The following is a 12766-nucleotide window of genomic DNA, read 5'->3' as shown; positions in this document are numbered from 1 at the left end:
TCCCTTATCCCCGCCCGCCCCGATTTTCATCCCGACCCGTCCCACAACCACACGTTCGTGGGACCTGTGAGAGAGCGTGCCCTGTGGCTGACGTACCTGCCGATCTTGCCGCAGTGTGGCCACGAGTACTCGAGCAGCTCCTCGGTGAGGGTCGCGGCCAGGGTGTCGAGGCGAAGGACGAGCACTGGATCCGGCGCTGCCAGCCGCTCGCGCTGGTAGCGGACACAGCTCTGCTCGCCGTGCCGAACGAATTCGCGAAGAACGTACTGGAGGGCCGTCTCGCGCCGATCGTCAGCGAGACCCTGAGCCGCGAGTGCGGCCGCCCCATCCGCATCGCGATCACCGTGGACGACTCCGCGGGCGAGCCGCCGGCCCCGCAGGCGCCCTCCGCACAGCCGCAGCGGCAGCGCTACGAGGAGCCGGAACTGCCCTCCGGACCGTACGAGGGCTACGGCCGGCACCGTGCCGCCGACCCGCTCCCGGGCAGCGAGCCGCCCTCCCGCGGGGACCAGCTGCCGACGGCCCGGCCTGCCTATCCGTCCGAGTACCAGCGACCCGAGCCCGGCGCCTGGCCGCGGCCCGGACAGGACGAGTACGGCTGGCAGCAGCCGCGCCTCGGCTTCCCCGAGCGCGACCCGTACGCCTCGCCGTCGCAGGACGCCTACGGCTCCTCGGGGCAGGACACCTACGGCTCGCCCTCCCAGGACTACCGCCCGCAGAACATGGAGCGCCCGTCGTACGACCAGCAGCGCGGCGACTACGACGCCCCGCGCCCGGAGTACGAGCGCCCCGACTACGACCGCTCGGAGTACGAGCGCCCGGACTACGGCTCCCACCGCGCGGAGTACGACCAGCGCGACCCCGTCCGTCGTGAGCTGCCCGACCAGCCGGCCGGCGCCGGCCCGGTGCACCGCGGCGGTCCGGGCCGCCCGGACCTGCCGCCGGCCGGCGGGACCGGTGCGCCCGGTCCGGCGGCCGCGAAGCCCGCGCCGGCGAGCGGTCCCGGTGAGCCCACCGCGCGACTGAACCCGAAGTACCTCTTCGACACGTTCGTCATCGGCGCCTCCAACCGGTTCGCGCACGCGGCCGCGGTGGCCGTCGCCGAGGCGCCCGCGAAGGCGTACAACCCCCTCTTCATCTACGGGGAGTCGGGGCTCGGCAAGACGCACCTGCTGCACGCGATCGGGCACTACGCGCGCAGCCTGTACCCGGGTACGCGGGTGCGGTACGTCAGCTCCGAGGAGTTCACCAACGAGTTCATCAACTCCATCCGCGACGGCAAGGGCGACAGCTTCCGCAAGCGCTACCGCGAGATGGACATCCTGCTCGTCGACGACATCCAGTTCCTGGCGGACAAGGAGTCGACGCAGGAGGAGTTCTTCCACACCTTCAACACGCTCCACAACGCCAACAAGCAGATCGTGCTCTCCAGCGACCGGCCGCCCAAGCAGCTGGTCACGCTGGAGGACCGACTGCGGAACCGTTTCGAGTGGGGTCTGATCACCGACGTCCAGCCGCCCGAGCTGGAGACGCGCATCGCGATCCTGCGCAAGAAGGCGGTACAGGAGCAGCTCAACGCCCCGCCGGAGGTACTGGAGTTCATCGCCTCCCGGATCTCGCGGAACATCCGTGAGCTGGAGGGCGCGCTGATCCGGGTGACGGCGTTCGCCTCGCTCAACCGGCAGCCGGTGGACCTGGGCCTGACGGAGATCGTCCTCAAGGACCTGATCCCCGGGGGCGAGGACTCGACTCCCGAGATCACCGCGTCGGCCATCATGGGGTCGACCGCCGACTACTTCGGCCTCACGATCGAGGACCTGTGCGGCTCCTCGCGCGGCCGCCAGCTGGTCACGGCCCGCCAGATCGCCATGTACCTGTGCCGCGAGCTGACCGACCTGTCCCTGCCGAAGATCGGCGCGCACTTCGGTGGCCGCGACCACACGACCGTCATGCACGCCGACCGCAAGATCCGCGCGCTGATGGCCGAGCGGCGCTCGATCTACAACCAGGTGACCGAGCTGACGAACCGCATCAAGAACGGCTGACGGCGGCCGTGGAACGGCGCTGAGGGCGCCCTCGGGAGGACATCCCGGGGGCGCCCTTTCGCGTCCCGGGCGGCCGCCGGCACCCGTCATCGCGACCTTCGGACGGCTCGTCGACGGCTCGTCACAGCCCCGTGGCCGTTCCTCCCCAGCCACCGAGTGTTCGATTAAGTGCCTGGTTACGGCCACTCTCCACAGATTCGGTGACTTTCTTCCGTCCACATCCTGGGGACTGTGGAGTTGTCCCGAACTGCATCCACAGGGAGCCTGGGGAACCAGCGTCCGCCCAGCTCAGCAGCCTGTGGAATCGTGGACAAACGATCTCCACAGACTGTGGACAAAGCGGAGATCCACAGGCTGTGCACGGAGTTTTCCACGGGAAGCCCACAGGCTGGGGCCGGTTGTCCCCAGCGAACCCGGGCTTCTCCACATGGCTGTCCACTGTTCGGCAACGCGACGCACCCGCTCACCGCGTCGAGTGAAAGCCGTCACACGAAGCTGCCGGGTTGGGGTGTGGGAAACGTGGGTAAACCTGGGGACACAGCTGGGGAGAACTGCCCTCAAGCTGTGGGCGGTGTGTGCAGAACTTTCTGTTCTCCACAGAGACCCTCGGTTGTCCACCGCCTCCACCCACAGGGCCAGTGGACAAAATTCCCGCTCTGACCTGGGCAAACGAGGTTATCCACGGTATCCACAGGCCCTACTACTACTCCCAACTAGAGAGAGCTGGGAATCCGTTTCGAAGCGGGGCCTGTGCACAACTTGCTCTCCCGAGCCCGGCTGCCCCTCGGACCGACTTGACCCCGACAGGCACCTACTGTCAGTGCGGTGCGTCAGACTGGTCCCCGGTGTCCTGCCCTTCGCAGTGGGCGGTGACACCGAGTCGGAGGACTCAGTAGCAACAGCAGGAGGCGGCTTACGGTGAAGATCCGGGTGGAACGCGACGTACTCGCGGAGGCAGTGGCGTGGGCAGCACGCAGCCTCCCGGCCCGTCCGCCGGCGCCTGTCCTCGCCGGCCTGCTGCTGAAGGCGGAGGACGGCCAGCTGAGCCTGTCGAGCTTCGACTACGAGGTCTCCGCCAAGGTGAGCGTCGAGGCCGAGGTCGAGGAGGAGGGCACGGTCCTCGTCTCCGGCCGCCTGCTCGCCGACATCTCCCGCGCTCTCCCCAACCGCCCGGTGGAGATTTCCACAGACGGTGTACGGGCGACCGTGGTCTGCGGCTCCTCGCGGTTCACCCTCCACACCCTGCCTGTGGAGGAGTACCCGGCCCTGCCGCAGATGCCGAACGCCACGGGCACCGTCCCCGGCGAGGTCTTCGCGGCCGCCGTCTCCCAGGTGGCCATCGCCGCCGGCCGTGACGACACGCTGCCCGTCCTCACCGGTGTGCGCATCGAGATCGAGGGCGACACGGTCACCCTGGCCTCCACCGACCGCTACCGCTTCGCGGTCCGCGAGTTCCTGTGGAAGCCCGAGAACCCGGACGCCTCCGCGGTCGCCCTGGTCCCGGCCAAGACGCTCCTGGACACCGCCAAGTCGCTCGGCGCCGGTGACAGCGTCACGCTGGCGCTGTCCGGCTCGGGCGCGGGCGAGGGCCTGATCGGTTTCGAGGGCGCGGGCCGTCGTACGACCACGCGTCTCCTCGAGGGCGACCTGCCGAAGTACCGCACGCTGTTCCCGACCGAGTTCAACTCCGTCGCCGTGATCGAGACCGCCCCCTTCGTGGAGGCCGTCAAGCGTGTGGCCCTGGTCGCCGAGCGCAACACCCCGGTGCGGCTGAGCTTCGAGCAGGGTGTGCTGATCCTGGAGGCGGGCTCCAGCGACGACGCACAGGCTGTGGAAAGGGTGGACGCGCAGCTGGAGGGCGACGACATCTCGATCGCCTTCAACCCGACGTTCCTGCTGGACGGTCTGAGCGCGATCGACTCTCCGGTGGCGCAGCTGTCGTTCACGACGTCCACGAAGCCGGCGCTGCTGAGCGGGAAGCCGGCGGTGGACGCTGAGGCCGACGACGCGTACAAGTACCTGATCATGCCGGTGCGGCTCAGCGGCTGAGGTTGTCCACAGTTGTGCACAGCGCTGGGCGCCCCTGTGGGTGCCCGGTGCTGTGGTTGGGCGGGGGTGGGCTGCGCGACCCGGCGCCAAAGTCGCAGGTGAGCGCGTATGCCCACAGCTGTGCGTGAGGGGCCACGACTAGGCTCGGACCGGGTACGCAGGTGCCCCACACACCACACAGCAACCTAAGGAACACAACTGATGGAGCTCGGTCTCGTCGGCCTCGGCAAGATGGGCGGCAACATGCGCGAGCGGATCCGCCGCGCGGGCCACACCGTCCTCGGATACGACCGCAACGCCGACCTCGCGGATGTCCACAGCCTGGAAGAGCTTGTGGGCAAGCTCAGCGGTCCGCGCGTGGTCTGGGTGATGGTCCCGGCCGGCGAGCCCACGCAGTCCACGATCGACCAGCTCGCCGAGCTGCTGGAGCCCGGCGACGTGGTCGTGGACGGCGGCAACTCCCGCTGGACGGACGACGAGAAGCACGCCGAGGAGCTGGCCGCCAAGGGCATAGGCTTCGTCGACTGCGGTGTCTCCGGCGGCGTCTGGGGCCTGGAGAACGGGTACGCGCTGATGTACGGCGGCGACGCCGAGAACGTCGCCAAGGTGCAGCCGGTCTTCGACGCGCTCAAGCCGGAGGGCGACTTCGGTTCGGTGCACGCGGGCAAGGTCGGCGCGGGCCACTTCGCGAAGATGGTCCACAACGGCATCGAGTACGCCATGATGCAGGCCTACGCCGAGGGCTGGGAGCTGCTGGAGAAGGTCGACTCCGTGGAGAACGTCCGCGAGGTCTTCCGCTCCTGGCAGGAGGGCACGGTTATCCGGTCCTGGCTGCTGGACCTCGCGGTGAACGCCCTCGACGAGGACGAGCACCTCGGCGACCTGCGCGGTTATGCACAGGACTCCGGTGAGGGACGCTGGACTGTGGAAGCCGCCATCGACAACGCGGTGCCGCTTCCCGCGATCACCGCGTCGCTGTTCGCGCGGTTCGCCTCCCGTCAGGAGGACTCGCCGCAGATGAAGATGATCGCCGCGCTGCGCAACCAGTTCGGCGGCCACGCCGTAGAGAAGAAGTAATCCACCGGGTCGCTCAGCGATCCACAACCCTGGGGGAGGTCGGCGAACGACCATGCACGTCACGCATCTTTCGCTGGCCGACTTCCGCTCGTACGCCCGGGTCGAAGTTCCGCTCGACCCGGGCGTCACCGCCTTCGTCGGCCCCAACGGGCAGGGCAAGACCAATCTGGTCGAGGCGGTGGGCTACCTCGCCACCCTCGGCAGCCACCGCGTCGCCTCCGACGCGCCCCTGGTCCGCATGGGTGCCGAGCGGGCCGTCATCCGGGCGCAGGTCAGACAGGGCGAGCGGCAGCAGCTGGTCGAGCTGGAGCTGAACCCCGGCCGGGCCAACCGGGCCCGTATCAACCGGTCCTCGCAGGTCAGGCCGAGGGACGTGCTGGGGATCGTACGGACGGTGCTGTTCGCGCCGGAGGACCTCGCGCTGGTCAAGGGCGATCCCGGTGAGCGGCGCCGGTTCCTGGACGAGCTGATCACCGCGCGCTCCCCGCGCATGGCGGGTGTGCGCTCCGACTACGAGCGGGTGCTCAAGCAGCGCAACACGCTCCTCAAGACGGCCGCGCTGGCCCGTAGGCACGGCGGCCGCTCCATGGATCTGTCCACGCTCGACGTGTGGGACCAGCACCTCGCGCGCGCGGGCGCCGAGCTGCTCGCCCAGCGTCTGGATCTGGTCGCCGCGCTGCAGCCGCTGGCCGACAAGGCGTACGAGCAGCTGGCCCCCGGCGGTGGTCCGATCGCGCTGGAGTACAAGCCGTCCGCGCCCGGCGAGGCGCACACGCGCGAGGACCTCTACGCCCAGCTGATGGCGGCTCTGGCGGAGGCGCGCAAGCAGGAGATCGAGCGGGGCGTCACCCTCGTGGGGCCGCATCGAGACGATTTGATTCTCAAACTCGGTCAGCTGCCCGCCAAGGGGTACGCCTCCCACGGCGAGTCCTGGTCCTACGCCCTCGCCCTGCGCCTGGCCTCGTACGACCTGCTGCGCGCGGAGGGCAACGAGCCGGTGCTGATCCTGGACGACGTCTTCGCCGAACTGGACGCCCGCCGCCGTGAGCGGCTGGCCGAGCTGGTCGCGCCCGGCGAGCAGGTGCTGGTCACCGCCGCCGTGGACGACGACGTACCGCATGTACTGGTCGGCGCCCGCTATGCGGTGGCCGACGGGACGGTGGAGCGCGTATGAGCACCGACGAACCCGCCCCGAAGGACCCGAAGAAGTCACCGGAGCCCTCCGGTGTCGACCTCGCGCGCGTGGCGTTGCGCGCCGCGAAGGAGCAGGCACGCGCGCGTGGGGACGCGGCGCGGCAGAAGAAGCAGGCGCGGCGCGGCGGCGGTCTGCGCTCCGGCGCGCGTGCCGACGGACGGGACCCGATGGCGCTCGGTGCCGCGATCAACCGGCTGCTCACCGAGCGCGGCTGGGAGACGCCGGCCGCGGTGGGCGGTGTCATGGGCCGCTGGCCGCAGATCGTCGGCGAGGACCTGGCCAAGCACTGCGTGCCGCAGCGGTACGACGAGGACGAGCGGGTGCTGTCCGTGCAGTGCGACTCGACGGCGTGGGCCACCCAGCTGCGGCTGCTGGCTCCGACCCTGGTCGCCCGGCTCAACGAGGACCTCGGCCACGGCACGGTCCGTCTGCTCAAGGTCAACGGTCCCGGTGGTCCCGCCCGGCGTTACGGCCCGCTCAGGGCTCCGGGAAGCACGGGTCCGGGCGATACCTACGGGTGACGTACCTCACGTCACCCGATCGATGAGCGGTGCCGTCGCACCCCCTGTCGCACCCCCGTGCGCAGGTGTGGATCACGAGCTGACCCCCCAGTAGCCAAGGGTTGACGGCCCGAAGCGCTGAGTGGCGCTGTGAGCCGCTTGGAGCCCCCTTCCGTATATCGGTACCCGGCCGAGACCGGTTGAGGGCGGCACATGCGGACTCAGGTACCGGCAAACCCCCATCACTGTCGGCGCTACCGGTAGACTGGAAGCCAATCCCGCCCCAATCGTGGGGACCGCCCGGGAAAAGCTGAGCAACGCTGATCAAGGCTTACCAACGCAACATGCCGCAGCCGCTCCGGCAACCCGCCGACGAGCCCGGCTCGTGCTGTGCCAGAAAGGGCGCTTCGTGGCCGATTCCGGCAACCCCAACGAGAACATCCCGTCCACCGACGCCGGCGTGAATGCCGAGGCCACCGCCTCCGCGTCCTACGACGCCAGCGCCATCACCGTGCTCGAAGGGCTGGACGCGGTCCGCAAGCGGCCCGGCATGTACATCGGCTCCACGGGCGAGCGCGGTCTGCACCACCTGGTGTACGAGGTCGTCGACAACTCGGTCGACGAGGCGCTGGCCGGCTACGCGGACACCATCGACGTGACGATCCTCCCCGACGGCGGTGTGCGCGTCGTCGACAACGGCCGTGGCATCCCCGTGGGCATCGTCCCCTCCGAGGGCAAGCCGGCCGTCGAGGTCGTGCTGACCGTGCTGCACGCGGGCGGCAAGTTCGGCGGCGGCGGTTACGCCGTCTCCGGCGGTCTGCACGGTGTGGGTGTGTCCGTCGTGAACGCGCTGTCCACGAAGGTCGCCGTCGAGATCAGGACCGACGGCCACCGCTGGACGCAGGACTACAAGCTCGGTGTCCCGACGGCCCCGCTCGACCAGCACGAGGCGACGGACGAGACCGGTACCTCGGTCACCTTCTGGGCCGACCCGGACATCTTCGAGACCACCGAGTACTCCTTCGAGACGCTGTCGCGGCGCTTCCAGGAGATGGCGTTCCTCAACAAGGGTTTGACGATCAAACTCACTGACGAGCGCGAGTCGGCGAAGGCCACCAGCGGTGCGGACGAGGCGGGTGCGGACGAGAAGGCCGAGGTCAAGTCGGTCACGTACCACTACGAGGGCGGCATCGTCGACTTCGTGAAGTACCTCAACTCCCGCAAGGGAGAGGCGGTGCACCCCACCGTGATCGACCTGGAGGCCGAGGACAAGGACAAGAGCCTGTCCCTCGAGGTCGCGATGCAGTGGAACAGCGGCTACACCGAGGGCGTGTACTCCTTCGCGAACATCATCCACACCCACGAGGGCGGTACCCACGAAGAGGGCTTCCGCGCCGCGCTGACCTCGCTGATCAACAAGTACGCGCGCGACAAGAAGCTGCTGCGCGAGAAGGACGACAACCTCACCGGCGACGACATCCGTGAGGGTCTGACCGCGATCATCTCGGTCAAGCTGAGCGAGCCGCAGTTCGAGGGCCAGACCAAGACCAAGCTGGGCAACACGGAGGCCAAGACCTTCGTGCAGAGGGCGGTCTACGAGCACCTCAACGACTGGCTGGACCGCAACCCGGTCGAGGCCGCGGACATCATCCGCAAGGGCATCCAGGCGGCCACCGCGCGCGTGGCGGCCCGCAAGGCCCGCGACCTCACCCGCCGCAAGGGCCTGCTGGAGTCGGCGTCCCTGCCGGGCAAGCTCTCCGACTGCCAGTCCAACGACCCCACCAAGTGCGAGATCTTCATCGTCGAGGGTGACTCCGCCGGCGGCTCGGCCAAGTCCGGCCGTAACCCGCAGTACCAGGCGATCCTCCCGATCCGCGGCAAGATCCTCAACGTCGAGAAGGCCAGGATCGACAAGATCCTGCAGAACCAGGAGATCCAGGCGCTGATCTCCGCCTTCGGTACGGGCGTGCACGAGGACTTCGACATCGAGAAGCTCCGCTATCACAAGATCATCCTGATGGCGGACGCCGACGTCGACGGCCAGCACATCAACACCCTGCTGCTGACCTTCCTGTTCCGCTTCATGCGGCCGCTGGTCGAGGCCGGGCACGTGTTCCTGTCCCGCCCGCCGCTGTACAAGATCAAGTGGGGCCGGGAGGACGTCGAGTACGCGTACTCGGACCGCGAGCGCGACGCCCTGCTGGAGATGGGCCGTCAGCGCGGCAAGCGGGTTCGCGAGGACTCGATCCAGCGCTTCAAGGGTCTCGGCGAGATGAACGCCGAGGAGCTGCGCGTGACCACCATGGACATCGAGCACCGCGTCCTCGGCCAGGTCACCCTCGACGACGCCGCCCAGGCCGACGACCTGTTCTCGGTCCTGATGGGCGAGGACGTCGAGGCCCGCCGCGCGTTCATCCAGCGCAACGCCAAGGACGTCCGCTTCCTCGACATCTGAGTCGGTCTCAGCTGACCGCACCAGAAAGGATCTTGACCAGCAATGGCCGACGAGAACACTCCAGTCACCCCTGAAGAGGGCGGCGACGCGACCGTACGCATCGAGCCCGTCGGGCTCGAGACGGAGATGCAGCGCTCGTACCTCGACTACGCGATGTCCGTCATCGTGTCCCGCGCGCTGCCCGACGTCCGGGACGGTCTCAAGCCCGTCCACCGCCGTGTGCTGTACGCGATGTACGACGGCGGCTACCGCCCCGAGCGTGGCTTCTACAAGTGCGCCCGTGTCGTCGGTGACGTCATGGGTAACTACCACCCGCACGGCGACTCCTCGATCTACGACGCCCTGGTGCGCCTCGCCCAGCCGTGGTCGATGCGGATGCCGCTGGTGGACTCCAACGGCAACTTCGGCTCTCCGGGCAACGACCCGGCCGCCGCCATGCGCTACACCGAGTGCAAGATGGCGCCGCTGTCGATGGAGATGGTCCGCGACATCGACGAGGAGACCGTCGACTTCACGGACAACTACGACGGCCGCTCCCAGGAGCCGACCGTTCTGCCCTCCCGCTTCCCGAACCTGCTGATCAACGGCTCGGCCGGTATCGCGGTCGGCATGGCGACCAACATCCCGTCGCACAACCTGCGCGAGGTCGCGGCCGGCGCCCAGTGGTGCCTGGAGAACCCGGAGGCCTCGCACGAGGAGCTGCTGGACGCGCTCATCGAGCGCATCAAGGGCCCGGACTTCCCGACCGGCGCGCTCGTTGTGGGCCGCAAGGGCATCGAGGAGGCGTACCGCACCGGCCGCGGCTCCATCACGATGCGCGCGGTGGTCGAGGTCGAGGAGATCCAGAACCGCCAGTGCCTGGTGGTCACCGAGCTGCCGTACCAGGTCAACCCGGACAACCTGGCGCAGAAGATCGCCGACCTGGTGAAGGACGGCAAGATCGGCGGCATCGCGGACGTCCGCGACGAGACGTCGTCCCGTACGGGCCAGCGCCTGGTGATCGTCCTCAAGCGGGACGCGGTCGCCAAGGTCGTCCTGAACAACCTGTACAAGCACACCGACCTGCAGACGAACTTCGGCGCCAACATGCTGGCGCTGGTCGACGGCGTGCCGCGCACCCTGTCCCTGGACGCGTTCATCCGCCACTGGGTGACGCACCAGATCGAGGTCGTCGTCCGCCGGACCCGCTTCCGGCTGCGCAAGGCCGAGGAGCGCGCCCACATCCTGCGCGGTCTGCTGAAGGCCCTGGACGCCATCGACGAGGTCATCGCGCTGATCCGGCGCAGTGAGACCGTCGACGTCGCGCGCACCGGCCTGATGGGCCTCCTGGAGATCGACGAGATCCAGGCGAACGCCATCCTCGAGATGCAGTTGCGCCGGCTGGCCGCCCTGGAGCGCCAGAAGATCGTCCAGGAGCACGACGAACTCCAGGCGAAGATCAACGAGTACAACGAGATCCTTGCCTCCCCGGTCCGCCAGCGCGGGATCGTCAGCGAGGAGCTGGCCGCGATCGTCGAGAAGTACGGCAACGACCGCCAGACCAAGCTGATCCCGTACGAGGGCGACATGTCCATCGAGGACCTGATCGCCGAGGAGGACATCGTCGTCACCGTCTCGCGCGGCGGTTACGTCAAGCGGACGAAGACGGACGACTACCGGGCGCAGAAGCGCGGCGGCAAGGGCGTGCGCGGCACGAAGCTGAAGGAAGACGACATCGTCGACCACTTCTTCGTCTCCACCACGCACCACTGGCTGCTCTTCTTCACCAACAAGGGCCGGGTGTACCGGGCGAAGGCGTACGAGCTGCCCGAGGCCGGCCGGGACGCGCGCGGCCAGCACGTGGCGAACCTGCTCGCCTTCCAGCCGGACGAGGCGATCGCCGAGATCCTCGCGATCCGCGACTACGAGGCGGCGCCGTACCTGGTCCTGGCCACCAAGTCCGGCCTGGTTAAGAAGACGCCTCTGAAGGATTACGATTCGCCCCGCTCCGGCGGTGTGATCGCGATCAACCTGCGCGAGCGCGAGGACGGCTCGGACGACGAGCTGATCGGCGCCGAGCTGGTGTCGGCCGACGACGATCTGCTTCTGATCAGCAGGAAGGCACAGTCGATCAGGTTCACCGCCTCGGACGACACCCTGCGCCCGATGGGCCGCGCCACCTCCGGCGTCAAGGGGATGAGTTTCCGCGAGAGCGATGAACTTCTGTCGATGAATGTTGTTCGACCCGGTACGTTCGTGTTCACTGCGACGGACGGCGGGTACGCGAAGCGGACCGCCGTCGACGAGTACCGCGTCCAGGGTCGCGGCGGCCTCGGCATCAAGGCCGCCAAGATCGTGGAGGACCGTGGTTCTCTCGTCGGCGCGCTGATTGTCGAGGAGAACGACGAGATCCTCGCGATCACCCTGTCCGGCGGTGTGATTCGTACGCGAGTCAACGAGGTCAGGGAGACGGGCCGTGACACCATGGGCGTCCAACTGATCAACCTGGGCAAGCGCGATGCCGTGGTCGGTATCGCACGTAACGCCGAGGCGGGGCGCGAGGCGGAGGAGGTCGACGGCGAGGATGCCGTGGACGAGACCGCCGAGGGTGCCGCGACCACCGGCACGGACGAGGGTGAGGCGCCCTCGGCCGAGTAGCACGAGGAGTGAGTCATCGTGAGCGGAGCCACGGGCGCGGGATCGGCCGGTACCTCTGTGGGTACGGAAACGGACGGCGGCGGCCGTGGCTCCGCCGCGCGTGCGGGGGACCCGCACACGACCCAGCTGCGCAAGATCGACGCAGGCAAGGCCGACTCGTCCTCGCCCGACACGCATGGATCCCAGGGGGGAACTGTGACGGACACCCGCGGCCCGCAGGCCCAGCCCGGCCCCGCCGAGCGGCAGCAGGCGTCCCCGCTGCCCGGCGAGCGCCGGCCCGAGCCCGCCGAGCCCTACCACCCGCCGCAGGCCTATCCGGCGCAGGCCCCCGCCGGGGCCGTGCGCCGGCCGCGCACCGGCGCGAAGACCGCGCCGCGCACGCGCAAGGCGCGACTGCGTGTCGCCAAGGCCGACCCGTGGTCGGTGATGAAGGTCAGCTTCCTGCTGTCCATCGCGCTCGGCATCTGCACGGTCGTCGCCTCGGCGGTGCTGTGGATGGTCATGGACGCGATGGGCGTGTTCTCGACGGTCGGCGGCACGATCTCGGAGGCGACGGGCTCCAACGAGGCGAACGGCTTCGACCTCCAGGCCTTTCTCTCGCTCCCGCACGTCCTGACGTTCACGGCGATCATCGCGGTGATCGACGTGGTCCTCGCGACGGCTCTGGCCACCCTCGGCGCCTTCATCTACAACCTCTCCGCGGGCTTCGTGGGCGGCATCGAGCTGACGCTGGCCGAGGACGAGTGACCCCACCTGCCGGACTCTCCTGACAGTCCCCCAACAACCGATTTTGGGACTGCCCCCCTCG

8 protein-coding genes are annotated in these 12766 nt (G+C 68.9%); all 8 read left to right on the top strand.

Annotated features, from left to right (window positions below):
- The first annotated feature begins 83 nt into the window (after positions 1-83).
- The 8 genes from dnaA (at position 84) to CRP49_RS13075 (ending at position 12705) form a co-directional block, all read left to right on the top strand.
- Entirely contained in the window at positions 84-2045 is a 1962-nt protein-coding gene (gene dnaA / locus CRP49_RS13115; protein ID WP_097253539.1) for a chromosomal replication initiator protein DnaA, read from the top strand.
- A gap of 918 nt (positions 2046-2963) precedes the next feature.
- Positions 2964-4094, top strand: a complete 1131-nt coding sequence (gene dnaN / locus CRP49_RS13105; RefSeq protein WP_094218648.1) for a DNA polymerase III subunit beta — start codon at positions 2964-2966, stop codon at positions 4092-4094.
- A gap of 201 nt (positions 4095-4295) precedes the next feature.
- A complete protein-coding gene (gene gnd, locus CRP49_RS13100) occupies positions 4296-5171 on the top strand; it encodes a phosphogluconate dehydrogenase (NAD(+)-dependent, decarboxylating) (RefSeq protein ID WP_097253538.1) in 876 nt (291 codons plus the stop codon).
- A gap of 52 nt (positions 5172-5223) precedes the next feature.
- Positions 5224-6345 carry a DNA replication/repair protein RecF gene (recF, locus tag CRP49_RS13095; protein ID WP_097253537.1) on the top strand — a complete coding sequence of 374 codons (1122 nt, stop codon included), beginning with the start codon at positions 5224-5226 and terminating at the stop codon, positions 6343-6345.
- Positions 6342-6887 (top strand): DUF721 domain-containing protein, encoded by a 546-nt coding sequence (locus CRP49_RS13090; protein WP_097253536.1) that lies wholly within the window; start codon positions 6342-6344, stop codon positions 6885-6887. The genes recF and CRP49_RS13090 overlap by 4 nt, the downstream gene beginning before the upstream one ends.
- Before the next feature lie 364 nt (positions 6888-7251).
- Positions 7252-9321 carry a DNA topoisomerase (ATP-hydrolyzing) subunit B gene (gene gyrB, locus CRP49_RS13085; protein WP_097253535.1) on the top strand — a complete coding sequence of 690 codons (2070 nt, stop codon included), beginning with the start codon at positions 7252-7254 and terminating at the stop codon, positions 9319-9321.
- Positions 9322-9363: 42 nt separating this feature from the next.
- Positions 9364-11958 carry a DNA gyrase subunit A gene (gyrA, locus tag CRP49_RS13080; RefSeq protein WP_097253534.1) on the top strand — a complete coding sequence of 865 codons (2595 nt, stop codon included), beginning with the start codon at positions 9364-9366 and terminating at the stop codon, positions 11956-11958.
- A gap of 18 nt (positions 11959-11976) precedes the next feature.
- On the top strand, positions 11977-12705 hold the full coding sequence (locus CRP49_RS13075; RefSeq protein ID WP_097253533.1) for a DUF3566 domain-containing protein: 729 nt from the start codon (positions 11977-11979) through the stop codon (positions 12703-12705).
- Positions 12706-12766: the final 61 nt, after the last annotated feature.

The organism is Streptomyces sp. Ag109_G2-15 (genome assembly GCF_900215565.1).
Taxonomy (GTDB): Bacteria; Actinomycetota; Actinomycetes; order Streptomycetales; family Streptomycetaceae; genus Streptomyces; species Streptomyces diastatochromogenes.
The sequence above is the reverse complement of the archived record's forward strand: the minus strand, read 5'-3'. Positions and strand labels throughout refer to the sequence as shown.

Coding starts and splice junctions, on each gene's coding strand:
- gnd (WP_097253538.1), top strand. CDS start 4,296: ATGGAGCTCGGTCTCGTCGGCCTCGGCAAGATGGGCGGCAACATGCGC.
- recF (WP_097253537.1), top strand. CDS start 5,224: ATGCACGTCACGCATCTTTCGCTGGCCGACTTCCGCTCGTACGCCCGG.
- CRP49_RS13090 (WP_097253536.1), top strand. CDS start 6,342: ATGAGCACCGACGAACCCGCCCCGAAGGACCCGAAGAAGTCACCGGAG.
- gyrA (WP_097253534.1), top strand. CDS start 9,364: ATGGCCGACGAGAACACTCCAGTCACCCCTGAAGAGGGCGGCGACGCG.